The sequence below is a fragment of the Pseudomonas helleri genome, from assembly GCF_009600315.1.
GTDB lineage: Bacteria > Pseudomonadota > Gammaproteobacteria > Pseudomonadales > Pseudomonadaceae > Aquipseudomonas > Aquipseudomonas helleri_A.
Window position 1 is genome coordinate 100546 of the sequence record NZ_WIWC01000012.1, and the last position, 25705, is coordinate 126250.

Below are 25705 nucleotides of genomic sequence, written 5' to 3' on the forward strand. Positions count from 1 at the left end.
ATGCCTGCGGTATTCCGTTAACACAAACATGTGTTCACTCACGAACAACGCAGGTATTCACCGTTGGGGTTTAGGGGCTAACGCGGCATAGAAATTGACGCTTTGCTGCAGGTATTTTTGCGTATAAACCGTGGATTTCTTGTCGCTAACCATGGTGTTGGCACTGGCTGGCAGGGCCAAAGTGGCAGAGATGGCAGAAGCGGCGATAACAGAGAAAAGATTGAAGTTCATGGCGATAACCCTCGACGATTCGGTTGGCTTGCTTGCCGTTTAAGGCTGTGAAACCAACTTACCGCCGAGGGCCATTGCACAGAAATTCATTGCAGCACTAGCGTCTATCAGGCGGATTGATAGAAAGCTGCCAGCCCGTGTTTACGGGCGGTTGATGAATTTCACATCAGACGGCGCATCCATCGGCAGGGTTTGTACGGTCTTGCCCAGCTTGCCGGTTTTAGCATCGCGTTCAATAACCACGATGGCGTTGCTCATCTGGTTGGCAACCAGCACAAACTTGCCATTGGGGCTCAAAGTGAACTCGCGCGGATGATCACCTTCAACCGAACGGCGCTGGATTTCAGTCAGCTCGCCGGTCATCGGATCAATGGTGAACACCAGCAACTCATTGGCTTTACCGCGGTTACTGACATACAGGAACTTGCCGTCAGCACTGGTGTGCAAGGCACCCGCCGCACGTTTTTCCTGAGGTTGGCCGTGGGCCAGGTCCACCGCCTGACGCTGCTTTAGATGACCGTCTGCGTAATCGAACACGAACACCTGAGCGCTCATTTCAGTCGTCAGGTAGGCGTGCTTGCCGTCTTTGGAAAACAGCAGATGCCGAGGGCCGCTGCCTGCAGGCAGCTCAACCGCCGCAGGATTGGCGGCAACCAACGGGTGTTCGACGTTGGCCGCCGGGTCGTACCGATAGACAAAAATCTTGTCCGCGCCCAAGTCATTGGCAAACACAAACTTGCCATCCGGCGATGAAACGACTGAGTGAACGTGAGCAGACATCTGACGCTCAGGGTTGACCAGGCTGGCCTGATGACTGCTCATTTGCGTCACGGCCTGTAATTGGCCCTGGTCATTGATGGGCAACACGGCAAGGCTGCCACCCGGGTCTTCATACACCCCGTAGTTGGCCACGAACAAGTAGCGCTCATCAGCGCTGAGGCTGGAATGCGTCGGCTCTTCGCCCAATGACTTGACCTGATTGATCAGTGACAACTCATTGGTTTTCGGGTCAATCGCCAGGCTACTGATGCGCCCTACTACATCGGATTGGACTTTGCCGTTTTCATTGACCACAAAAAGGCGTTGCTGATCCTTGGACAAGGTCAATCAGGACGGATTGGCGGTTTTGAACACTTGCAGGGGTTCAGGCGTGATGCGGCCACTGTCGCTGTTGAACTGCAAACGGTAGATACCTTGGCTTTTGCCTTGGGTGTAAGAGCCGACCAATAGCTCAACTTCGTTCTCGGAGGCGGCTTGCGCCGACATTGCACCGACACCCGACGCCAACAACAAGGGCAACCATTTAAGCTTCATCAGCAACCTCGGACTCGTCATCATCATTATTATTGCCCGTAAAGGCGCTTAAGCAGACCAGGCGGTGCTCGCCAGCATCACCGTTGAGTAACCAGCTTTGCAATTGATCGTTAAAAACAGCCGCGTCAATTTGCGCGGCTGTAAAATTCCAGCGTTTTTCTGCTCGACCGTCCATGGCTTGAATGAACAGACCCTTCTCGTCCATAGAGAATTCAAAGGCGTGCAAACCATCGATTTCCAGCATATCGCTGGTTTCAAGGGCCGCACGCAAGGTCTGGTTGGATTCGCTCATTAATCATTCACCTGTTGGAAAGGCGTAATGATAGGCCAAATAAACGAACGAACCTACGCCCAGCGACGTGCTCGCTGAGCACGTCGCCTGTTTTGATCAAATCAGCCGATGGCCCGGTTCGAGAACTGGCCATCCACCAAGCGTTGAATGCCCAGCGGGTTGGCATTTTTCAACACATCCGGCAGCAAGCTGTCCGGGTAGTTCTGCAAGCACACCGGTCGCAGAAAGCGGTCGATGGCCAAGGTACCCACCGACGTACCGCGCGCATCTGAGGTCGCCGGGTACGGCCCGCCGTGGACCATCGAATCGCAAACTTCAACACCTGTCGGGTAGCCATTGAGCAGAATACGTCCAACTTTTTGCTCCAGTAACCCAGTCAATTCGCCGAACTGCTCAAAGTCCGTTGTTTCGCCTATCAGGGTTGCAGTCAGCTGACCGCGCAGGCCGTTGATGGCTGCACTGAGCTGGGCTTGATCAGCGACCTCAATGACCACTGTAGTCGGGCCAAAGACCTCTTCCTGCAACACCTCGTCGCCCTCCAGCAACAAGCTGACATCCGCCTTGAATAGCTGCGGCTGGGCCTGACTTCCTTGCTGCGTGTTCCCGGCCACGTGTTGGATACGGTCATGGCTGAGCAACGCGTCCAGACCTTTGCCATAACTGCGCAAGGTACCGGCGTTGAGCATGGTCTGTGCCGGTTGCTCGCTGATGTGTCCGGCCAATTGTTCGATAAAGGCCGTAAACCCAGGTGAACGAATGCCGATGACCAGACCGGGATTGGTGCAGAACTGCCCGCACCCTTGCACCACCGACGCCGCCAGTTCACGGGCAATGGTAGTGCTGCGTACCGCCAATGCCTGCGGCAGGATAATCACCGGGTTGATGCTGGACATCTCGGCGAACACCGGGATCGGCTGCGGCCGTGCGGCTGCCATGTCGCACAGCGCGCGGCCGCCGTGCAGCGACCCGGTAAAGCCAACGGCTTGAATCGCCGGGTGTTTGACCAGCGCTTCACCCACGCCCGAACCATAAATCATGTTGAACACACCCGCTGGCATGCCCGTACGTTCAGCGGCACGCAGCAGCGCGTCCGCTACGCATTCGGCGGTAGCCATGTGTCCGCTGTGCGCTTTGAACACCACTGGGCAACCAGCCGCCAGTGCCGAAGCGGTGTCACCGCCAGCGGTGGAAAACGCCAAGGGGAAATTGCTGGCGCCAAACACCGCAACTGGCCCGACACCCAAGCGGTACTGGCGCAGATCCGGACGAGGTAATGGCGTGCGATCCGGCAACGCCTGATCAATACGTGCGCCATAAAAATCGCCACGGCGCAGCACCTTGGCAAACAAACGCATCTGCCCGCTGGTACGACCTCGCTCCCCCTGAATTCGACCTGCAGGCAATGCCGTTTCACGGCACACGGTGGCGACAAACTCATCGCCCAGTGCATCCAGCTCATCGGCAATGGCGTCGAGAAATTCAGCACGGCGTTCGGCACTCAAGACCCGAAATGCCGGATAGGCGCTGGCAGCAGCGGTCGCGGCGCGATCCACTTCCTGCGCCGTGGCCTGATAAAAGTCGTAGGGCAGTGTTTCGCCCGTGGTGGCATCGACACTCTTGACCAGAGTGCTGCCTTCAGCACTGCGTTGGCCGCCGATATAGTTGTGACCGAGAATCTGCGTCATGGGGTTTCCTTTTAAAGTGTGCCGATGCTGCCGGGTTCAAAAGCCGCGCTCACCGGGGCGATACCGTTGACCAGCGGTGCGCCGAACTCGGCTTGACTGATTTCAAAACTATCGCCGGGTTGCGTGCGAATGCCATCGCCAAACGACAGGGTCGCCGTGCCGAAAAAGTGGACATGCACATCACCCGGGCGCAAGAACTGGCTGTACTTGAAATGGTGGTATTCGAGGTTTTCCAGGCTGTGGCACATATTGGCTTCACCGCTCAGGAACTCGTTCTCCCATAGCACCTGGCCGTTACGCATAATCCGGCTGCTGCCCGCCAAATGCTGCGGCAACTCGCCCACCCGCAGCTCAGGTCCGTACGAACAGCTGCGCAGCTTGGAATGGGCCAGATACAGGTAGTTTTTGCGCTCCATGACATGGTCAGAGAATTCGTTGCCTACGGCGAAGCCCAATCGATAAGGCTTACCATCGTGACCAATGACATACAGGCCACCGATTTCCGGCTCTTCACCCGCATCTTCGGCAAACGGTGGCAACGGGAACGGCTGGCCGGGGCGTACGACAATGCTGCCATCGCCTTTGTAGAACCATTCAGGTTGGACACCGGCCTGCCCCGCTGCTGGCTTGCCGCCCTCCACGCCCCATTTGAAAATGCGCATGGTGTCCGTCAGGGTCGATTCATCGCCCGCCTGCTGGTGCATCTTGTCACGCGCCGAAGCACTGCCCAGATGGGTCAAGCCCGTGCCGCTGATCAGCATGTGCGCCGGATCAGGATGGTCCAGCGGCGGCAAAATCCTCAACTGCGCCAGTAACTGCGGATAATCATGAGTCATTCCCAAACCCTGTTGGTCGACTTGTTGAGCAAGCCCGATGCCCGCTTCAATCGCGGCCAGGGCCAACTCACGCACGCTGCGTGCATCCTGCACTTCACGCACCAGACCGCCGTCAACCAACCCGACGCGGCGCTCACCGTTGTTCAATTCAAACTGTACTAAACGCATAACAAGCTTCCTTAAGGATGAGTGGCCGCACGTGCGCTGGCCGCGAATTCAGTGGGTTTGAGCACGTGTTTGCGCTCCAGTAGGCGGTACACAACAACGGTCAGGAACAACCCGAACACCATCACCCCAGAGAGGAAGTACAGGCCCGAGGCCAGATTGCCGGTGTATTCCTTGAGCGCACCAATCACGAACGGGCCGATGTAGCCGCCCAGGTTGCCGACCGAATTGATCAAGGCAATCCCGGCCGCCGCACTGGCGCCTGCAAAAAAGCGACCCGGCAAGGTCCAGAAAATCGCCGTGCAGGAAAACAGCGAGAACGCCACCAGACACAGGGCCCCCAATTGCAACACCGGAACCGTCAGCCAGGCGCTGAAAAACAAGCCAATCGCGCCCACGACATACAACCCGGCCAGATGGCCGTAACGGTCATTCAGACGGTCAGAACTGCGCGGAATAATCAGCAGGCCGATGATGCCGAAGATGTAGGGCACCGAAGACACAAAGCCGGTGGTCAGGTCACTGCCGCCAAACTGTTTGATCAGCGTCGGCAACCACAGGCCCAAACCGTAGATGCTCAATGTCACCGGCAGATAGAACAGCGCGAGCAGCAACACACGTTTGTCCTTGAGCGCATGCAGCGGGTTGCCGTGACGGGTCTGGCCGTACGCCTGCAAGTCTTTTTCCAGCTCACCGACCAGCCAGTCCTTCTCGGGCAGGGTCATCCATTTGACCTGTTGCGGGCCATCCGGCAGGTAACGCAGGACAGGCCAGGTCAGCAGAATCGCCGGCATCCCGATCACGATAAACAGCCATTGCCAGCCGTGCAGGCCGAGTACCCCTTCCATCCCCAGCAAGCCGCCAGAAATAGGCCCGGTGATCATCATGGCGATCGGTTGCGAGAGGATAAACAGGCCCAGAATCTTGCCGCGATGGCGCACCGGGAACCACTGAGTGATGTAGTACAGAACGCCCGGAAAGAACCCAGCTTCGGCAACGCCGAGTAAAAAGCGCATCACGTAGAAACTGTGCGGCCCTTGCACAAACGCCATGCCAATCGTGATGGCACCCCAGGTCAGCATGATGCGGGCAAACCAGCGCCGGGCACCGAAGCGCTCAAGCATCAGGTTACTGGGGATCTCCATGAGGAAATAACCGATAAAGAACAACCCCGCGCCCAACCCGTAAGCCGCGTCGCCAATGCCGACGTCTGCGCCCATGTGCAGCTTGGCAAAGCCCACAGCGGAGCGGTCTACATAGGCAATGAGGTACAGCAGAATCAGAAACGGAATGAGTTTTAACGTAATGCGGCGAATAAGCCCGAGTTCCTGGCTCATATGACGGTCTCCCATTGTTTTTGTTATGGCACCTCTGGAGTGGCCTCAGGCGGGAAAATGCCAGGATCATCTCTCAGTTAAAAGCGACTATATAGTAATACTATTTACCCAACAACACTTCCAAGACGGCATTTTTCCAGCTACTTTAGGAGCATAAAAATCAATTAGTCATACAATAAGAGAGTCCGCCATGTCTGATAAAATGCCTCCCCTGCGCTCCGCCCAATGGTTTGGCAGCGCGGACAAAAACGGCTTCATGTACCGCAGCTGGATGAAGAATCAGGGCATTGCCGACCATCAGTTTCAGGGCAAACCGATCATCGGTATCTGCAACACCTGGTCAGAGCTGACGCCGTGCAACGCTCACTTCCGAACCATTGCAGAGCACGTCAAGCGCGGTGTCATCGAAGCAGGCGGCTTCCCGGTTGAATTCCCGGTGTTCTCCAACGGCGAATCAAACCTGCGCCCCACCGCCATGCTGACCCGCAATCTGGCCAGCATGGACGTGGAGGAAGCCATTCGCGGCAACCCGATTGACGGCGTTGTGCTGCTGACCGGCTGCGACAAAACCACCCCTGCCCTGTTGATGGGGGCTGCCAGTTGCGACGTTCCCGCTATCGTAGTGACCGGTGGGCCGATGCTGAACGGCAAGCACAAGGGCAAAGACATCGGCGCCGGCACCATCGTCTGGCAGATGCACGAGTCCTATAAGGCGGGCAATATCAGCCTCGACGAATTCCTCTCGGCAGAAGCCGGCATGTCACGTTCGGCGGGCACCTGCAACACCATGGGCACCGCCTCGACCATGGCCTGCATGGCAGAAGCGTTGGGCACTTCGTTGCCGCACAACGCGGCGATTCCGGCGGTCGATTCGCGCCGTTACGTGCTCGCGCACATGTCCGGCATGCGGGCGGTGCAAATGGTGCGCGAAGACCTGCGCCTGTCCAAAGTGCTGACCAAAGAAGCCTTTGAAAATGCGATCCGGGTCAATGCGGCCATTGGCGGCTCGACCAATGCGGTGATCCACTTGAAAGCCATCGCCGGACGCATCGGCGTCGATCTGGAACTGGATGACTGGACCCGCATCGGACGCGGCACACCGACACTGGTGGATTTGCAGCCGTCCGGGCGCTTCCTGATGGAAGAGTTCTACTACGCGGGCGGCCTGCCGGCCGTGCTGCGCCGGATGGGGGAAAACAACTTGATCCCGCACCCTAATGCACTGACGGTCAACGGCCAGAGCTTGTGGGACAACGTGAAAAACTCGCCCATTTATGGCGACGACGAAGTGATCCGTGCGATTGAAAACCCGCTGGTAGCGGACGGCGGCATTTGCGTATTACGCGGCAATCTGGCGCCACTGGGCGCCGTGCTGAAACCGTCGGCTGCCACTCCGGCGTTGATGAAGCATCGAGGGCAAGCCGTGGTGTTTGAAAACTTCGACATGTACAAAGCACGCATCAACGATCCGGAGCTGGACGTCACCGCCGACTCGATATTGGTGATGAAAAACTGTGGGCCCAAGGGTTATCCGGGCATGGCCGAAGTGGGCAACATGGGCTTGCCGGCCAAGCTGCTGGCCCAGGGCGTGACGGACATGGTGCGTATTTCCGATGCACGCATGAGCGGCACAGCCTATGGCACCGTGGTCTTGCATGTGGCCCCCGAAGCTGCAGCGGGCGGGCCATTGGCCGCCGTGCAGGAAGGCGACTGGATCGAACTGGATTGCCACAGCGGGCGTTTGCATCTGGACATCAGCGACGCCGAACTGGCTGCCCGACTGGCCGACATCGAACCGCCAAAAAACCTGCTGATTGGCGGCTATCGCCAGCTGTACATCGACCATGTGATGCAGGCCGACCAAGGCTGCGACTTTGACTTTCTGGTGGGTTGCCGCGGATCAGAAGTGCCGCGTCATTCGCATTGACACTGCAACACCCGTAATCGCACCAGGGGCAAAAAAACTGTAGGAGCTGACGAGCTCTGCGAGGCTGCGACCGGCGGCAAAGCCGTCGTAAAACCATGCTACCCGGTGGATCAAGCACACCGCGTTCATAGTGTTTGCGACGATTGCATCGTCGGACGTAGCCTCGCATTACTCGTCAACTGCTACGACTTGATCAGCGGGCGGGCATTTCGCAGCCTTCGGCAGCGACTACAAAACGGCGCTGCATCGGGGTTTTGTGAGGTTTACGCCTCGCGTGGCTGTTATCATCGGTGCCTTTCTGCCACAGGATCGACCTACGCCCTATGGATTATCGTCAGCCCTCCGAGCGCAAAAGCATGCACGCGCGCATCGTTCAGGAACTGGGCATGCAAATTGTCTCCGGGCGCTTTAAACCCGATGACAAACTGCCCGCAGAAGCCTTGTTGTGCGAAGAGTATGCGGTCAGCCGTCCGGTGCTGCGCGAAGCCACCCGGGTGTTGCTTGCCAAGGGCCTGGTGTACTCCAAACCGCGCGTGGGAACGGTGGTCAAGCCGCGCCGCGAATGGCACATGCTTGACCCGGATGTGCTGCATTGGCTAATGCAAAGTTCGCCACAAAACGAATTTTTTGCCTTGCTGACCAGTGTACGCAGCATTATCGAACCCGCCGTGGCCGCCCTCGCCGCTCAGCATGCGACCGATGAAGAAGTCGCCGCTATCCGTGATGCTTATGAGCGCATGGAGAAAGCCGATACCCCTGAAGCGTTATTACAGCCCGATCTGGATTTTCACAGCCGCATTGCCGATGCCACTCACAATGACTTGCTCGCCAACCTGTGCAATATGCTGTCGCTGGCGTTGCGTGAAGCGTTAAAGCATTCAAATCGCCGTCCCAACTTGCATGAACTGGCGCTGCCTCGGCACAAAGCCATTTTGACGGCCATCGAAAATCACGACGCACTGGGCGCGCGACATGCCACGCTGGTGCAATTGGATGATGCACGCACGGCGTTGGATGTGGTGCTTAGGCAAGATCCCGTCACACTGTGAACCTGACCGGGTGCAGAAACATTCGGTGGTTTAAAGGCTGCAGCAGATTCACCCCAGTGAAATACACCGACTGAATACTCGCCCGGTGTCCATTCAATCACTGAGATCTGCCATGCGTTATTCCACTGTTGCGTTTTCCATCACTGCCTGCCTGAGCCTGTCTTTGACCTCTGTGGCCGCTCATGCACTCCCCCCCTCTTCTGCCGACAACCAAACTTCCAACACTCAAAAAGCCTTGTTGATTGGTGTGGATGGCATGCAGTACGAAAAACTGCAGGAAGCCATCGCACAGAACATGGCGCCGCACATTGGCAGCCTCAAACTGGCCAAAAGTTACATCGGCGGCATTGACGGTACTCCAACCGAACAACTCACCAACAGCGGCCCGGGGTGGACGACTATCTTGACCGGCAGTTGGGTCGACCGGCATCAAGTCGACGCCAACAATGGTGCATTACGCAATCAGGCGCCCAGCCTGTTCGAACAACTCAAACGCGCGGCACCACAGCGTAAAACCACCAGTATTGTCAGTTGGGGCACCATCAACGACAACTTCGCCGAAGACATCGCTCAGGGCTATATCGACAGTGCCACCAAATGCCTGGACGTGGATCAATGTGTGGCCGATAAAGCCGGTTACGAACTTGAACATGGCGAGTCTGACCTGGTATTCGCCCACTTCGATGAGCCTGATCTGGCGGGTCACGATCATGGTTTCGCCCCCGAGTATCAGCAGGCCATACAGGGTGTAGATGCGCAGGTGGGCCAGTTGCTGTCAGCGCTGAAACGCCGTCAAGCGACCCACCCGACGGAGGACTGGTTAGTCATCGTCTCGCCCGATCACGGCTGCCGCCTACCGGACGGTTACAGCCACGGCCAACAAACCCTGAGCGAAAAGACCACTTTTATTGCGATGAACAAATTGGCTAACGCGCAACTGACCGATCCTGTCAGCGCCCCAACTAACCCGGGACACAGCGGGTTATATGGCTTTGCCAGTCAGGCGGACATCACGCCGACAATTCTGAAACATTTTGGCGTTGAACCGGATGCGGCACAGCACTCAATGGACGGCCTGCCTTTGATTGGCGCACTGGGCGTCAGACAGCTCACAACTCAGGTTTTACCGGCCACCTCGCAGGTGGTGCTGACATGGCAAGGCGACAAACCCCGGGGCGAACCCGTGCATATTTACCGCGACGGTCAGCACATCGCCTCAGTGCCCAACCATCAAGGTGAATACATCGATAACGATGTGAAAGACATCAATGGCAACGTCAACTACACGGTGGAAATCAATAAGGTGCCGGTGTCACGTTTGGTGACTATGCAACACTGAACGGGCTGACATAAAAAAGGCGCTATCCGATTGCTCGGGTAGGGCCTTTTTTTACATCAGAGGTTACGCCAGGCTTTTGCTGACCACTTCAAACACATCGCTGGACAGGTCGCCCGAGTTGCGAATGCGCTCAAGTTCAGCCTTCATCAACGCCTGACGGGCGCTGTCGTATTTACGCCAGCGGGTCAATGGCGCCAATTGGCGCGAAGCAATCTGCGGGTTCAAGGCGTTCAGCTGGATCACCAGATCGGCCAGGAAGCGATAGCCCGAGCCGTCCGCCGCATGGAAGTTGATCAGGTTCTGGCCGGCAAAAGCGCCCACCAGCGCGCGCACCTTGTTCGGGTTTTTCAGGGTAAACGCTGGATGCTCCATCAACTGCTGCACGCGCTGCAAACCGCCGGGCAAGGTGCTGCCCGCCTGCACGCTGAACCATTGGTCCATGACCAGCGGATCGTCCTTGAAGTGATCGGCAAAGCTGGCCAGCGCGGCGGCTTTCTCGGCCTCAAAAGGCGAGTTGACCAGCACTGCCAAGGCGGTCAGGCGCTCGGTCATATTGTCGCTGTGCTCGAACTGCTCCAGCGCCGCCGCCAACACCTCGGGTTTGCCGGTCAGCATCAAGTAAGACAGCGCGATGTTTTGCAGGGCGCGACGGGCAAAATGCTCAGCTTCGGCCACGTATGGCGTGGCCTTGGACACCGCACGATTGGCTTGATAACGCGTCCACAGGTCATCGAACAGGCTATCGGCCAATTGCTTGCGGGCAAACTCGCGGGCCGCGTGGATCGCGTCGACATCGGCCACTTCGCTGATTTCAGTGAGGTAAGCCTCGCCCGGCAACGACAGCATCTCCGCCACCATGGCCTGATCCAGTTGCGCGTTGTTGAGCACGCTGCGCAGCGCCTCAACCAGACGCGGGTCCAGGGTCAGTGCTTCACCACGTTGATGCTGGCTGATCAAGTCTTGCAACACCTGCACCGACAGTTGCTGGCCGGCATCCCAGCGGTTGAAACCATCGCTGTCGTGTTGCATCAGGAACATCAACTGGTCACGGCTGTAGGCAAACTGCAACTTGACCGGTGCCGAGAAACCGCGCAACAGCGATGGCAACGGTTTTTCAGGCACACCCACGAAGGTGAAGGTCTGCTGGGCTTCAGTCACCGACAGCACCCGCGTGGTGCCCGCAGCGTTCGTCTCGCCCGCCAGTTGCAACGCCAGTTCAGCGCCCTGTGCGTTCAACAGGGCCAGTTCTACCGGAATCACGAACGGCAGTTTTTCAACCTTGTCCGGAGTTGGCGGGCAGCTTTGGGCGAAGGTCAGGCTGTAGGTCTTTTGCGTCGCATCATAGTGCTCGCTGACCGCCAGACGCGGTGTACCGGCCTGGCTGTACCAGCGTTTGAACTGGGACAGGTCGGCGCCGTTGGCGTCTTCCATGGCCTTGATAAAGTCATCGCAGGTGACGGCCTGACCATCATGGCGCTCAAAGTACAGGTCGCTGCCTTTGCGAAAGCCCACTTCGCCCAGCAGGGTGTGGATCATGCGCACCACTTCCGAGCCTTTTTCGTAGACCGTCAGGGTGTAGAAGTTGGAGATTTCGATAAAACTGTCAGGGCGCACCGCATGGGCCATAGGGCCAGCATCTTCGGCGAACTGATGGGTGCGCAGGTAAGCCACGTCCTGAATACGCTTGACCACCCGCGAGTTCATGTCGGCCGAGAATTGCGAGTCACGGAACACCGTGAAGCCTTCCTTGAGCGACAGCTGGAACCAGTCACGGCAAGTCACGCGGTTGCCCGACCAGTTGTGGAAGTATTCGTGGGCGACAATCGCTTCAACGCGCTGATGCGCGGCGTCGGTGGCGGTTTCGGCGCGGGCCAGCACGGCGCTGGAGTTGAAGATATTGAGACCTTTGTTCTCCATCGCGCCCATGTTGAAGTCACTGACGGCAACGATCATGAAGATGTCCAGATCGTATTCACGGCCGTAGGTTTCCTCATCCCAGCGCATCGACTTTTTCAGGCTGGTCATGGCGTGCTGGCACTTGTCGATGTTTTCCGGCTCGACATAAATGCGCAAGGCGACGTTGCGGTCGGTCATGGTGATAAAGGTGTCTTCAACGCACCACAAATCTCCCGCCACCAGGGCAAACAGGTAAGCCGGTTTCATGAACGGGTCTTCCCAGGTCGCCCAGTGCCGACCGTCTTCGTCGGGGCCGCTGGCGATCGGGTTGCCGTTGGACAGCAGGATCGGATAACGATGCTGCTCTGCCACCACGGTGGTGGTGAACTTGCTCATGACGTCCGGGCGGTCGAGGTAATAGGTGATCTTGCGAAACCCTTCGGCTTCGCACTGGGTGCAAAACATCGTGCCGGACTTGTACAAGCCTTCCAGCGCGGTATTGGATTCGGGGTGGATCTTGACGCTGGTGTCGACCACAAACTGCTCGGCAGTCGGGTGCAGGATCAGGTGGCTGTCGCTCAGTTGATAATCTGCAGGGGTCAGTTCGGCGTCATCCATCGCCACACTCAACAGCTGCAGTTGCTGACCGTCCAGCGCCAGCGCCGGTAAACCTGCGCCGCGCGCCGGGTTGCGGCGCATCACCAACTGCGCATGGACCAACGTGTGATCCTCGAACAACTCAAAGGTCAGATGCGTCTCGTCGATCAGATACTCGGGCGCCTGATAGTCCTTCAGGTAGATCATTTGCGGTTGTTCGGTGCGCATGCGGGTGTCCTTTTACTGATGCACGGCCAGCTGGTAGGCCGTGTATTTGCGAATATTGATAACGCCGGTGTCGAAGATCAGGTATTGGCCCTTGATCCCCATCAGCGTGCCTTCAACGATCGGATCCTTGTCCAGATTAAAGCTGACAATCTTGCTTGGGTACTGCTCAACCGGGTAACAAATCTCGATGGGCTCGACGCTATGCAAGGGTTGGACCGCTTGCAAGCCAAAACGCTCCTGCAAGGTGTGTAGACCTTCGGCGCAGCTGTCGAACAGCTGATCACGCACCGCGGCGAGGTCAACCGGCTCGGCATTGCCCTTAAGCAGTGCCCGCCAGTTGGTGCGGTCAGCCACTTGCGAGCGCAACAGGTCTTCGACAAAACCCGACTGCTGACGGGTGGCGACGCGCACGATCGGCAAGGCCTGACTGGCGCCCTGATCGAGCCAGCGGGTCGGCAATTGAGTACCGCGGGTGATGCCGACCTTGACCCCGGAGGAGTTGGCCAGATACACCACGTGATCGGTCATGCAGAATTGCTCGCCCCACGACGGATCACGGCACGTACCTGCGTCGTAATGGCAGCGCTCCGGGCTCATGATGCACACATCGCATTGCGCCAGCTTGGTCATGCACGGGTAGCAATAGCCCTGACTGAAGCTCTTCTTGGTTTTGCGTCCGCAGTGGGAGCAGTGGATCTCTCCCAGGAATTCCAGACGCAGTTTGGTACCGATCAATGGATTGACCGGCACCTCGGTATCGCCCAAACGAAACGCGTATTGAACGGTCGGCTGTTCCAGACGTGCCGACATTTTACTGATTGCACCGCGACCAATCTCAATCAATGGATGGCATCCGACTTGAACAGGATGTTCGGCACCGGCGCCGACTTGGAGCTGCACTCCTGCGGACCCATGTAGCCGGTGCGTTGGTCTTCGGGCAGGTTGTTGACTTCCCAGGCGATCATGGCCTGCAACGACAGCTCGCGTTGCTCGGGGGTCAGCTTGTTGCCGTCAGCCCATTTACCGATTTCTACGGCCAGTTTCAGGCTCTGATAGATCTCGGGAGTGATGTTTTTGATCATTTCGTTGAAAGAGGACATGGTTCTGTTTCCGCTCTTTGAAAAATAGTGAGGTAAATGTCGCACCGCTGTTCGTAGCAGCTGCCGAAGGCTGCGTCCGATTGCGAAGCGATCGTAAAACCCGAATACCAGGTTTAACAGACATACCGAACTGCCTGATTTTACGACGGCTGCGCCGCCGGACGCCGCCTTCGGCGGCTGCTACAGGTGCATCGCAATTTTGCGACGGGCCCACAGGCCGCCCAGCAAACCGGTCAGGCAACCGATCACCAATCCGCCTACATGTGCCGCGTTGGCGATCTGGCCAAAACCAATCATCGACACCAGCCCGGACATGCACAACGCCAGCCATACCAGCATCATCACCAGCACGCCGCGAGGCAGGTTGTACATCGGGTTGGGCGCCATCAACTGGTAAATCCAGATATGCCCCAGCAAGCCGTACAACACTCCCGACAAGCCGCCAAACAGACTCGGGCCGCCGAACAGGTATTGGGCGAAGTTGGACACCAGGCTGAATAACAGGCTCAGGCCGATCAGGTTGATGCTGCCCTGACGCAGTTCAATACGTCGCCCCAGTTCCCAGAACCACATGCCGTTCATGGCGATGTGCAGGAAACCGAAGTGAATCAGCATGGGGGTGAACAGGCGCCACCATTGCCCCGACGCCAAGGTCTCGGACAACGGCGCAAACTGGATGTATTGACCGCGAATGGTGTAATCGACAAAGGTCAGGCCGCTCAAGGTCGAGAGGTTGTCGCCCAATTGCGTGACGACCGCCACCAGAACGCACAGCAGCAAAATAATCGCGGTGGCCGGGCTGTCGCGCAGCTGCCGGACCAAGCCAGGCCGGGCCATCGGCACCGGACGCTCGACAACCGGCAGTTCATGCTCGGGATCACCCGCCGGAAAGCGCTGATACAGATTACGCACATCCTCGGCAATGTTGTCGGGCGCCCACAGCACCTGCTCGCCCGCTTCTTCACTGACCCGATGGGGCACTTGCAGACGCTTGAGCAAGGCCACAAAACCGCTTAAATCGACCGACAAGGGTAGACGCAACACCTGTACAACACTCATTGAATCGCCTCCGGGCGTTCGACGTCGACCCACACAAATTTGCCGGGATCAAGGCGGGTTTCCTGATCAAGCCGGTAAGCCACCAGTTTGCCGTAGAGCACGGCGCTGTAATCAAGACAGGCCAGGTTCGGGCGGATGGGCGCGGGTTTGCCGCTGCGCCAGTAATGCCCGACAAACAACAAGGGCTCATGGCTACCGTAACGCAATAACGCGCTCTTCTCGGTCGAGGACAGCGGTTTTTGCGCCACGCGCTCGGGCAGGGCGTCAGGTTGAAACACAATATCTCCGTAGGTCTTGGGGTCGTCCTCCCAGAACTTGGTACGGAAAAACGCCCGCGTCAGTCCATCGCCACCGGTCAGGGTCATGCCATCGGGCAAGCGCATGTCGGTGCCGCGCAACAGCCGATTGAAGGTCAGGTTGGCGAAGCTGTCGGTCTGGGCCGCGGCCTGCAGGAAAGGTTCGTCAATGCAGCCATCGGGGTATTGCTGGCGCAGAGGCGCAATCACCTCCGCGTCCCAGCAGGCGTGCACCACGCGAAAACGGCCGGCATCGACAAACAGCGGCATGTCGTAAAACCACTGCACAAACGCGCGCCACTCGTCCGGGTAGGCCTCGAACTGCTCAAGGGTTTCGTGGATCAGGCGGGCATGGCGCGGGTTGTGTTCGCGCACAAACTGTTTACCGCTGCCTGCCGGTGCCGGTGTACACCAGCCCAGCGCGTTGAATTCATGGTTGCCCATCAGGCACAGCGCCTGACCGGCCTGAACCATGTCATAGACGATGTGCAGCGACTCGCGAATGCGCGGGCCGCGATCAATGATGTCACCCAGGAACACCGCCATGCGTTGCGGGTGTCGCCACACACCGGCGAGTTTTCGATAGCCCAGACGCTCCAGCAGGTGCTCAAGGGTATGAGCACAGCCATGCACGTCACCGATCAGATCGTAACTGCGCGCTGGATCGAGCATCAGTCAGCCCTGCCGCCCAGTCGGCTACCCCAACCAAGCTTGGTCCGACACACTTCATAGTAGTTGTGGTCCAAAGGATGAATCAGGCGCAGCTTTTGCGCTTTTTTGCTGACGGTAACGGTGTCACCCGGCGCGCAGGTGAAATGATTCTGACCGTCGCAGGAGACTTGCGGGTAGATCTGCATGTCTTTGGCCACCACGATTTTCAGCTCACTGTTGCCGTCGACCACAATCGGCCGGCTGCTCAGGGTGTGCGGGTACATGGGGACAATGACGATGGCATCCAGTTTGGGATGCATGATCGGGCCACCCGCCGACATGGCATACGCCGTAGAGCCGGTCGGCGTGGCCACGATTAGGCCATCGGCTTTTTGGCTGCACACGAACTGACCGTCGATATGCAGTTCGAATTCGATCATGCGCGTGGATTTGCCGGGATGCAGCACCACATCATTGAGCGCATCACCCTGACCGATGGCCTCGCCATGACGGCGGACTTCGGCTTGCAGCAAAAAGCGGTTTTCAACCAGATAGTGCCCGTCGAGCACTTCGGCGACTTTGACTTCCAGTTCGTCAGGTCGAATGTCAGTCAAAAACCCCAGGCTGCCCCGGTTGATCCCCAGCACCGGGACATTGTGGCGGGCCAGCGCACGGGCTGCGCCGAGTAAACTGCCATCGCCGCCCACGACAATCACCATGTCACAGACTTCACCGAGCAGTTTGCGCGAAGATGTTTGCAGGCCATGACCGGGCAACACCTCACCGATGGTGTCTTCGAGGATCACGTGCATGTGCCGTTCAAGCAGGAATTTTTTCAGTCGGCGAACCGTGTCGAGCACCTGAGAACTGCCCAAACGACCAATGATGCCGATATTACGAAATTGCTCCATGAGGCTCCTGCAAGATTCTAGGCGTGCGAAAACAGCGATTATGGGCGAAACCCGCCGATAGACAAAACCCTTTCAGCCCTGTGGCCGCTGCAGTTTGATTGCAATGGCAGGCATAACCCGCTGGATGCTGCCATATTGACAGGCACGTTCTCTGGGTGATGCCAAACAGCTATGCTCGAATCATGATCCTATTCCCCGATTTGCTCACCCTGCCCCACCAACTGCGTCACCCCGAGGTGCGTGATCTGGCGTGGGTGATACTCGCCCCGCCGATGCTCGAACACACCCCCTGGCCACAGCGTCACCCCTTGACGGGCAGCAACTGGGTTCAGGCACCGCAGCAACTGGAGTGCTGGCTGCGCGACTTGGATCAACACAGCGAGCCGCTGCAGCACTGGCTGGCGCTGGCCACCACGCGCCGACTGGGCCGTTATTACGAGCGCCTCTGGCACTTTGCGCTGCAACACGCCCCCGGGATTGAGCTGATAGCCGCCAACCTGCCGATCCGCGTGGGCGGACATACCTTGGGTGAACTGGACTTTTTACTGCGCGACCGCGACGGCGTGCACCATCTGGAAATGGCCATAAAGCTCTACCTCGGGCCGCAACAGGGCGATGGCCGCGACCCGGCGCAGTGGCTCGGCCCCGGCAGCAATGACCGGCTGGAGCGTAAACTCAAACACTTCACCCAGCACCAGTTGCCCATGTCGAGCCGCCCGGAAAGCCGCGACATCCTCGCCGGGCTGGATATACAAGCCTTCACTGCACACATGTGGCTGGGGGGCTATTTGCTCTACCCCTGGCCCGGTCACTCGCTCTCCCCGGCTGGCGCCCACCCGCAGCACTTGCGCGGGCGCTGGCTGCACCAAAGCGATTGGCCAGCGTTTACCCGGCAAAGTGCCGCCGGGTGTTGGCAGCCCTTGCCCCGTCACGCCTGGCTAGCCCCGGCCCGCTATGACGCCGAAGGCTTGTGGAGCGAGCAACAGCTCGCGGTCTGGCTGGCCGAACTGCACCCGCAAGCCCCGGCGCAGTTGTTGGTACGCCTGACTGAAAACGGCGATGGCGACTGGGAAGAGACTGAACGGTTGTTTTTGGTCTCCGATCTTTGGCCCAATGTGCCCGGCACCCCTGAAAACTGACCCACCTCACGTGCAACATGGCGTAACCGGTTTACAGTCATTGCACACCGTCGCTCAAGAACGGTGGTTTTGACCTGAACCGTGAGGAAACACCATGTCCTGGAAAAGCTCCGCCGACCACTACAGCCGAATGTCCATCGCCTTGCACTGGTTTATGGTGCTGCTGTTCATATTGATCTACGCCTCGATTGAATTTCGCGGGATTTTCCCGAAAGACAGCGACGGTCGCAACTTGATGAAAGACGCGCATTTTATGCTCGGCCTTACTGTTTTCGCGCTGGTGTGGTTGCGCCTGCTGGCCAGAACCCTGGGGGTCGCGCCGAAAATCACGCCCACCCCGCCCGCGTGGCAGACAGCACTCGCCACGTTGATGCACTGGGCGTTGTACCTGTTCATGATCGCCATGCCGGTCATGGGTTATCTGGTGTTGAGCTACAACGACAAATCTGTGTTCTTTTATGGCTTCGATCTGCCGGTATTGACCGGCAAAGATCCGGACTTCGCCAAGCAAATAAAAAGCTGGCATGAGCTGGGCGGCACCATCGGCTACTGGCTGATTGGCTTGCACGCACTGGCCGGGCTGGCTCACCACTACCTGATCAAGGACAACACCCTGCTGCGCATGCTACCGGGGCGCAGCTAAACCGTGACGCGCCCGGCAGCAATGCCGGGTGCGTTGGCCTTACTCGATCTTGTAATGAAAGGTATTGCGCACCCCCGCCACCGTCACCGCCTGACCATCAACCATGCGCGGTTGATACCGGAAAGTGGCCGCGGCCACCAGTGACGGACGGATAAACGCAGGGTGGCAATTGCCGACGACTTTTGGGTTGTCGACCTTGCCTTGCGGGGTCACTGAATACTCCACTGTGCAGTCGCCTTGAATGCCTTTATCCAATGCCCGCTGCGGGTAGTCCGGTGCCACCTTGCTGATGGGCAAATACTGGCGCACATCGGCTGCCGCAGCGGCTTGTTGCGCGCGTCTGGCGGTGTCTGCGGCCACACGCGCCTGTTGCGCGGCGGCTTCGGCCACGGCGTGCTGGCGCTGCGCTTCGACCTGTTCAGCGCGTTCGCGGGCGACCTTTTGCTGCTCAAGCTGTGCCTGTTTTTCTTCCTTCACGCGTTTGCGTGCCAGCGCCGCCTGTTCCAATTTGCGCGCCTGAATCTGCGGGTCTACGGCAGGTTTGCGGGCTTCAGGCGGGGTTTGCACCACCGGCGTCGGCACCTCGACAGGTGGCGGCGCAACCACCGGCACTGGCGCCAATGGTTGCGCCGGCAACATCACCAAACGGGTTTTCAAGGTCGAGGCCACCGGCTCAGGCATGCGCTCACTCATGCTCCAGCCCAGCACCAGAAACGCAATCACGGCACTGTGCAGCGCCACCGTGACCACGGCCGCCTGACTGTTGTGCCACAGACTCGCCCCCGGCACCGTCGGCATTAGCGCGCTGCTCATTGCGGTGCCTCAGTCACCAACCCCAGGTTCGTGACGCCCCCTTGCTGCAAGGCCGCCATCGCTTTAACCACGCTGCCATAGCCCGCCTCGTTATCGGCGCGGATATACACCTGAGTGTCGCCCTTTTGGGTCACCACTTCGCCGATCTTCGCTTGCAGCTCTTCCAGGCTGACCGCACTGTCCGTCTGGTTTTTGGTGTCCAGCTCGCTGCCCAGATTCCAGTAGTAGCCGCCCTCGGCCTTGACCGACAAGGTCAAAATTTGCTGCTGGCTGTCGTTGGCCAGCGCTTCGCTGGCGACTTTCGGCAACTCGATTTTCACTCCTTGAGTCAGCATCGGCGCGGTGACCATAAAGATCACCAGCAGCACCAGCATCACATCGATGTAAGGCACGACGTTCATTTCGGCCTTGGGCCCGTGTTTGCGCTGTGGTCGAACAAGCATGTCGTCACTCCCTGTGGTTAAGCGGCAGCCGCCATGTTTCGCGCACCGGCATGCAAGCTGCGGTACAGGCGCATTTGCACTTCATTGCCGAGGCTGTAATAGCGGGTCAGCAGGGTCTGGCCACGGGCCGAGAATCGGTTATAGGCAATCACCGCAGGGATGGCAGCAAACAAGCCGATGGCCGTGGCAATCAGCGCTTCGGCAATGCCCGGCGCGACCGTCGACAACGTGGCCTGTTGCACCTGAGACAGACCGATAAAGGAATTCATGATCCCCCACACCGTGCCGAACAGGCCGATGTAGGGGCTGACCGAACCCACGGTGGCAAGCAATTGCAGGCCTTTTTCCAGACGAATTTCCTGCTCACTGATGGCCACGTACAAGGCCCGTTCAACCCCCTGCATCACGCCGTCGGCGTCTACGCCTGGTTGCTGTTTGAGCTGGGCGTATTCGCTGTAGGCCGCGCTGAATACCCGCTCGGCCCCGGCGTCGACATGGCTGTTGTCGCGGCTTTCGCGATAAAGCGTGCCCCAGTCGCCGGGGGCCCGCACGCGCTGGGTGAAGGCCTCGATGTCGCGCTCGCTGCGACGCAAAATAGCGCTGCGGCGCACAATCAAATACCAGCTCGCCATTGAAGCCAGCAGCAAAATCAACATCACACCTTTGACCAACAGGCTGGCGTCGCTAATCAGGCCCCAGATCGTCATATGTTCCATGGTTGCTTGCATGTCAGTGCTCCTGCGGATTAATCGAAGTGTATTGATACAGATTCAGATGACCGGGTTATGGCAAGTGCAGCGCCTTGGCCACATCGCTCCAGGGGATGTACTTGTAGTTCTGAGCTTGCTCGGGCATGCGCTTGCGGCCGTCCTGCACCACCAGCATGCCTTGGCTCCACGGCCCGCCGAGGTTGGCCGAGGTCACGTCAAGGCCATCGGTTTCCGAGGCACCGTCAATGCCCGCGTCGGCATTGACGCCCACCCGAAACGCGCCGCGCACGGCGAATGGCGGCACGGCATCGAGCACCACGTAGCTGTCGTTGCCCTGGCTTGAGATCATCAGATAATTCTCGGTTTCGGTCTGGTACAGGCCCATGCCTTCAATATCGTCATGCACCTGCTCTCCGACCTTGATCACAGCGGTCAAATCAGCGGGTTGGTCAGGGCGCGCATCCACCGCCCACACCGCCACATCCTCTTCACCGAGGAACAGACGCTGGTGCTGGTCATCCGCCACACAGCCTTCGGGCTGGGTCGCGACCTTGAACTGACGCACCTGCTCGCCTTCCACCTTGTCGCCCTTGGCGAACAAACGGTGCTGCACAAAGGTGCCGTCCTTGTCGTTGGCAAAGCTGTAAATATCCCCCGAAGGTGACTTGAACAGGCACAGCCCATAGATATCCGGCAGTGCGGTGGCAATCTCACCCGCCGGTTTAACCTCGCCGGTACGACGATCAATGCTGAACACGCTCAAGCTGTTGTGATCGCGGTTCGTCGCGACGGCCAAGTCCACCGTGTTGCCCGCCAGTTTGAATTCAGGTCGCACATCGACATTGTTCAGGCGCCCGACCGGCAAGTGCTGCACGCGCTTGCCCTGCAGGTCATACACCTCAAGCCCCTGCTGCTTGTCAGTGCCCAGTACCCGGCTCAACGCGGGGGTCTGCGGGTGTACCCAGATGGCCGGATCGTCCGCCGCATCGCCTTGGCTCAACACCACCTCGGTTTGCACGCTCGGCTTGATCACCGGCAACACGGGCGCCAGAGGTACAGGCGTGGCTTTCCAGTCGAGCACGCCTTCAAACAGCTGATTATTGCTGGCGTCCTGCACCAGTACTTGCACGCCTTGAGCGGTTTCGCGCAGCGCCAGATGCTCAGGTTCGATCACGCCTTTGAGCGCCAGACTGGCCACGGGCGTCCAGTGCTTGCCTTGCTGCTGATAGAGGTTCAACTGCGCCGCCTTGGCATCCAGCCCCAGCATCCCGCCCGGCATGACCGCCATCGCCGCAGCGGATTTTTTCAGGTTGCCGAATGGCTCGACCATGGCCACCGGTGAGCGCCGTACATCCGCCTCGGCATGGGCCGGATAGGCCCACCAGCCGACATTCTCTTCGTTGACGAACAGTTGCTGCGTGCCGTCCTCGACCTGACAGAACTCAGCATTGGGCGGCAACGGCAGGCTGCGCACCAAACGCGGGGCGTTCAGCCGTTGCTGGTCAGCGGCCACCAGCCATTGCTCGCCCTTGCCCTCTTCGCCCACGGTAAACAGGTAGACATTGCTCGCATCGTCGCGGTACAGGCACACGCCGTTGACCGCGTAATCGCGACGCGGCAAATACATCGGTGCCTGCCACGCGCCGGTCTTGGGATCGAGGCTGAATAGGGCCACTTGCTGACGGGTTTTATCCTGACTGGCTACCAGCACCTGATCGCCCAGGGTGCGGCTGTCCAACCCGGCAAACGAGCCTTTTATCTGGCTGATGGTGTTGCCCTGTTTATCCAGCAGCAACATGCCATCGCGCTTGCTCACGGCCAGTCGTTGATCGTCCGGGCTACCGGGCACAAAACTCAGCGCCTGAGCTTTACTGGCCGACCACCCGTGCAGCGCAGGCGGGGTGATATCGGCATACACACTGCTTGCACTCAGACAGGCCAGCAAGGGTAGAAATCGGGGTGTGCGCGTAAACAAAAAAGTCATGAATTTAGCCTTGGCAATTATTTGAGAACGTCGTAGCCCATAGCCCGTAGCAGCTGACGAGTAGTGCGAGGCTGCGATCGGACGCGAAGCGTTCGTGAATCGGAGGAACCGGGTTGAATGGTTTTACGACTGCTGCGCAGCCGATCGCAGCCTCGCAGAGCTCGTCAGCTGCTACGGATACGGATACGGATACGAACATGTGGTCAGAAGTGAGTGAAGGTCAGCCCCACCGAATACGTCGGGCCGTACTCTTCGTACTGGTTGTTGTAGCGGCTGTTGCCGCTGTAGACGAAGTAAGGCTGGTCGGTGAGGTTTTGCGCATCGAAGCTGATTTGCAGGTCTTTGGTCAGCGAGTAACGGGCGCTGAAATCGACAAAGGTCTGGGCGTCGACATGGCTGTCGTGAGCCTTGTCGTTGATGCCGGCCAGTTCATAGAGGTAGGCCGACTTGTAGTTGGCCGACAGGCGCACGCTGAGTTTGTCGTCTTCCCAGCCCAGCATCAGGTTGCCGACAGTTTTGGATTGGCTTGGCAGGTCAATATCGCGTTTGATCGTGGTACCGGATGCAGCATCAAACCCTTCAACACTGGCTTTGGAGCGGCTGAAGGTGGTGTTGGCGCCCATGATCACGCCGTTCCACGGCGCAGGCAGCCAGTCGAATTTCTGCGAGTAGGCCAGCTCCAAACCGTACAGCTTGGCGCTGTCGCCGTTGGCATAACTGTGGGCTTCAGTAAAGTCCGCCCATTCGCCGCTGCCGGCCAGATCGGTGTTGTAAACGAAGTTCTTGATGTCTTTGTAAAACAGGAAGGCCGACACCGTGCCCGCGTGGCCCATAAAGTGCTCAATACCCAAATCGAAGTTGCTCGACTCCAGGGGTTTCAGATTCGGGTTGCCGAACTCGGCCACGTCATCGTCGATGACAAAACCCGGTGCCAGCTGGCCAAAAGTCGGGCGCACCACGGTGTTGGTCCAGGCCGCGCGCACCTGGGTGTTTTTCGCCAGTTGATAACGCGCGTGCAACCCGGGCAGCCAGTGGTGGTAATCGCGTTTTGTGTCCTCGTCCTCAAACACGCCATTGCGCACGCCGGTGCCTTTGGCTTCGAACTCGGTGCCTTCGTAGCGCAGACCGGCGATAAAGCGCCAGTCATCAACATCGACGGTGTTCATCACATAACCGGCATTGATGTCTTCGCGCATGGTGAAGTCATTGGCCCGCGATTCTTGCTCGTCATAGAAGTCATCGCGGTTCAGCCCGCCGATCAAATCCTTGATCGCGCTGCCACTGATGCCCGGGCCGAACTGGCCCAACGAGTAGTGCACCGTCCCTTTGCTGAACTGATTGAGATTGAGCTGGTTGTCGCTGTAGCCCAAGTCAGAGAAGTCTTCATAGACCCAAGCATTGAGGTCGTTGTCCTTGTGACGACGGCTGACCTTGCCGCCAAACTTGACCTGCGAGGCGTAGCCCTGCACGTCGTAATCGCGAGCCAGATCGAGGCGAATGTTCTTTTCAGTGTCCTTGGTGGTTTGCTCTTCCCAATCCACCTTGTCGAGGCTGAAATTATTCGGGTCATAGAACCCTGCGCCAATGATCGGCCGTGGTTTTTCGGTGTCATAAAAGCCACTGTCGGCAAAGCTGGAATTGCCTTTAAACGTAGCCCCGGCGATATGTCCCGGACTGTCTTCGCTGGATTTGCTGTAGCCGGCCTGCCCACTCAACGTCCACAGGCCCATGCTGCGCTCGCCACCGAACACATACGACTGGATTTCCTGGGTTTCTTCGCGCTGCTTGAGCTTACGTTTGGCCTTGGCATCGCCCAGCTCGCCTTCAGCCTGTGCATCGGCAAATTCAAGGGCCGTGGAGTTGCGGGTTTCGCTGTCCTTGAAGCGGCTGTACAGCGTGCGCAGGTACAGGCTGGTGTCGTCGTCAGGTTTGTAGTCGAAGTTCAAACCGCCGCCGGTGCGTTCGCGGCTGATGTCGTAGACCCGTTGCTCAAAGCTGTTTAAACGGGCGCCCTGGGTAAAGTCCCAGTCGCCTGCGGTTTCTACGTTATCGGAACGAAAGTCGCGTTTATTCCAACTCAGCGCGGCCGCCACACCGAAGTTGTTGATGCCGTCGCCCAGGCTGAAACGATCACTGATGGCCCCTGAAACCTTGGGGCTGGTTTGTGCGCTTTTATCGTTGTAACTGGCCTGTGTCGTGCCGGTATAAAACAAGCCTTCATGGTCGAAGGCCGACAGGCTTTGCACATCCACCGTGCCGCCGAGGGAGTTGGCATCCATATCGGGGGTGAGGGTTTTGATCACCGACAGCGACTGCACCAGCTCCGAGGGCAACACATCCAGCGCTACTGCGCGGCGGGCGCTTTCGGGGGACGGCACCAGCGTACCGTTGATGGTCACGCTGTTGAGGTCGGGGCCAAGGCCGCGCACGCTGACGAAGCGGCCTTCGCCCTGATCGCGTTCGATGCTGATGCCCGGCAAGCGTTGCACGGCCTCGGCGACGTTGGCGTCTGGTAACTGGGCGACGCCGTCGGCGTGTACCACGCTTTCGATGCTGTCCGAGTTGCGTTGTTGTTTGAGCGCCTTGTCGAGGCTGGCGGCTTGGCCCACGACTTCAACGTGTTCAGTGGCGCCGATGGCCGTCTCGGCAGCGCTGAGGCGCTCGCTGGCAATGGCCAGAGCCAATGCACTGAACGTAAAGCCGACCCACTGTGCCCTGCTCCGACACTTGTACATGTTTGCTCCCCCCCAAATCCTGCGACAGGCCGGGCAAATGGCCCGACAACTTGGGAGCGAACGCTAGGGGCGGTGAATGACAAAGCTGTGACAGTGATTGGCTATACCCGTTGAAAACGGGCTTTTGAAAGGGATTTTGGAGGTAAATGAGCTGATTTGACCTACATGCTTTTAGCTTTTAAAAGATGTCACTGTTGCCACCGAAACTGTGAGAACGACACAGAGGCCCCTCACAGGAGGCTGAACGTAGGTGCTGTTATGGGGGTGGCGAGGCAGGACGCCGAGCCAGCCGCGATCGGGCCAAGGATGGCCCGTCGCGGCGTGC

General features: G+C 58.6%; 21 protein-coding genes and 1 pseudogene. 5 read left to right on the plus strand and 17 right to left on the minus strand.

The features are described from left to right. Window positions 1-57 precede the first annotated feature (57 nt). From GHN86_RS23405 to GHN86_RS10160, 6 genes and pseudogenes are all read right to left on the minus strand, one after another. Window positions 58-231, minus strand: coding sequence for a hypothetical protein (locus tag GHN86_RS23405; RefSeq protein WP_194286226.1), 174 nt, complete (start codon window positions 229-231; stop codon window positions 58-60). Window positions 232-372: 141 nt separating this feature from the next. Further along, window positions 373-1545: pseudogene (locus GHN86_RS10140) on the minus strand (lactonase family protein). Beyond that, window positions 1535-1837, minus strand: coding sequence for a DUF5629 family protein (locus GHN86_RS10145; protein ID WP_153379101.1), 303 nt, complete (start codon window positions 1835-1837; stop codon window positions 1535-1537). The pseudogene GHN86_RS10140 and the gene GHN86_RS10145 overlap by 11 nt, the downstream one beginning before the upstream one ends. 101 nt (window positions 1838-1938) lie before the next feature. Beyond that, window positions 1939-3522, minus strand: a complete 1584-nt coding sequence (locus tag GHN86_RS10150; RefSeq protein ID WP_153379100.1) for an aldehyde dehydrogenase (NADP(+)) — start codon at window positions 3520-3522, stop codon at window positions 1939-1941. Between the two features lie 11 nt (window positions 3523-3533). Continuing rightward, window positions 3534-4526: an AraD1 family protein gene (araD1, locus tag GHN86_RS10155; RefSeq protein ID WP_153379099.1), complete on the minus strand. Its 993-nt coding sequence runs from the start codon at window positions 4524-4526 to the stop codon at window positions 3534-3536. 11 nt (window positions 4527-4537) lie between these two features. Continuing rightward, complete coding sequence (locus GHN86_RS10160; RefSeq protein ID WP_153379098.1) at window positions 4538-5860, minus strand: MFS transporter; 1323 nt, start codon at window positions 5858-5860, stop codon at window positions 4538-4540. Window positions 5861-6050: 190 nt separating this feature from the next. Between GHN86_RS10160 and GHN86_RS10165 the strand changes: the two genes are divergently transcribed. The 3 genes from GHN86_RS10165 (at window position 6051) to GHN86_RS10175 (ending at window position 10175) form a co-directional block, all read left to right on the plus strand. Then, a complete protein-coding gene (locus GHN86_RS10165) occupies window positions 6051-7787 on the plus strand; it encodes an IlvD/Edd family dehydratase (RefSeq protein WP_153379097.1) in 1737 nt (578 codons plus the stop codon). A gap of 323 nt (window positions 7788-8110) precedes the next feature. Further along, a complete protein-coding gene (locus tag GHN86_RS10170; protein WP_153379096.1) occupies window positions 8111-8836 on the plus strand; it encodes a FadR/GntR family transcriptional regulator in 726 nt (241 codons plus the stop codon). A 112-nt stretch (window positions 8837-8948) separates the two neighbouring features. Further along, window positions 8949-10175, plus strand: coding sequence for an alkaline phosphatase family protein (locus tag GHN86_RS10175; protein WP_153379095.1), 1227 nt, complete (start codon window positions 8949-8951; stop codon window positions 10173-10175). Between the two features lie 63 nt (window positions 10176-10238). Here GHN86_RS10175 and pepN read toward each other — a convergent pair whose 3' ends face one another. The 6 genes from pepN to GHN86_RS10205 form a co-directional block, all read right to left on the minus strand. Further along, entirely contained in the window at window positions 10239-12896 is a 2658-nt protein-coding gene (gene pepN, locus GHN86_RS10180; RefSeq protein ID WP_153379094.1) for an aminopeptidase N, read from the minus strand. Window positions 12897-12908: 12 nt separating this feature from the next. After that, window positions 12909-13739, minus strand: a complete 831-nt coding sequence (locus tag GHN86_RS10185) for a DUF2797 domain-containing protein (protein ID WP_153379167.1) — start codon at window positions 13737-13739, stop codon at window positions 12909-12911. Then, window positions 13736-13996, minus strand: coding sequence for a YeaC family protein (locus tag GHN86_RS10190; RefSeq protein WP_122782382.1), 261 nt, complete (start codon window positions 13994-13996; stop codon window positions 13736-13738). Before GHN86_RS10190 ends, GHN86_RS10185 begins: the two co-directional genes overlap by 4 nt. 180 nt (window positions 13997-14176) lie before the next feature. Further along, window positions 14177-15055, minus strand: a complete 879-nt coding sequence (locus GHN86_RS10195) for a rhomboid family intramembrane serine protease (RefSeq protein ID WP_153379093.1) — start codon at window positions 15053-15055, stop codon at window positions 14177-14179. Further along, a complete protein-coding gene (locus GHN86_RS10200; protein WP_153379092.1) occupies window positions 15052-16023 on the minus strand; it encodes a metallophosphoesterase in 972 nt (323 codons plus the stop codon). The genes GHN86_RS10195 and GHN86_RS10200 overlap by 4 nt, the downstream gene beginning before the upstream one ends. Continuing rightward, complete coding sequence (locus GHN86_RS10205; protein WP_153379091.1) at window positions 16023-16913, minus strand: NAD(+) kinase; 891 nt, start codon at window positions 16911-16913, stop codon at window positions 16023-16025. Before GHN86_RS10205 ends, GHN86_RS10200 begins: the two co-directional genes overlap by 1 nt. Window positions 16914-17095: 182 nt before the next feature. On the opposite strand from GHN86_RS10205, the gene GHN86_RS10210 reads away from it, so the two are divergent. Together GHN86_RS10210 and GHN86_RS10215 are read left to right on the plus strand one after the other, a co-directional pair. Further along, window positions 17096-18052, plus strand: coding sequence for a DUF1853 family protein (locus GHN86_RS10210; RefSeq protein ID WP_153379090.1), 957 nt, complete (start codon window positions 17096-17098; stop codon window positions 18050-18052). Window positions 18053-18146: 94 nt separating this feature from the next. Beyond that, window positions 18147-18695 (plus strand): cytochrome b, encoded by a 549-nt coding sequence (locus tag GHN86_RS10215; RefSeq protein ID WP_153379089.1) that lies wholly within the window; start codon window positions 18147-18149, stop codon window positions 18693-18695. A gap of 39 nt (window positions 18696-18734) precedes the next feature. Here GHN86_RS10215 and GHN86_RS10220 read toward each other — a convergent pair whose 3' ends face one another. From GHN86_RS10220 to GHN86_RS10240, 5 genes are all read right to left on the minus strand, one after another. After that, window positions 18735-19508 carry a TonB family protein gene (locus GHN86_RS10220; protein WP_153379088.1) on the minus strand — a complete coding sequence of 258 codons (774 nt, stop codon included), beginning with the start codon at window positions 19506-19508 and terminating at the stop codon, window positions 18735-18737. Further along, on the minus strand, window positions 19505-19951 hold the full coding sequence (gene tolR / locus GHN86_RS10225; RefSeq protein ID WP_153379087.1) for a protein TolR: 447 nt from the start codon (window positions 19949-19951) through the stop codon (window positions 19505-19507). The genes GHN86_RS10220 and tolR overlap by 4 nt, the downstream gene beginning before the upstream one ends. 17 nt (window positions 19952-19968) lie before the next feature. Beyond that, window positions 19969-20679, minus strand: a complete 711-nt coding sequence (gene tolQ / locus GHN86_RS10230; protein ID WP_153379086.1) for a protein TolQ — start codon at window positions 20677-20679, stop codon at window positions 19969-19971. Window positions 20680-20734: 55 nt separating this feature from the next. Continuing rightward, the gene (locus tag GHN86_RS10235; protein ID WP_153379085.1) at window positions 20735-22645 is read right to left on the minus strand and encodes a phytase; all 1911 of its coding nucleotides are present in this window, start codon (window positions 22643-22645) and stop codon (window positions 20735-20737) included. A 203-nt stretch (window positions 22646-22848) separates the two neighbouring features. Then, complete coding sequence (locus GHN86_RS10240) at window positions 22849-25380, minus strand: TonB-dependent receptor (protein WP_153386515.1); 2532 nt, start codon at window positions 25378-25380, stop codon at window positions 22849-22851. Between the last annotated feature and the right edge of the window lie 325 nt (window positions 25381-25705).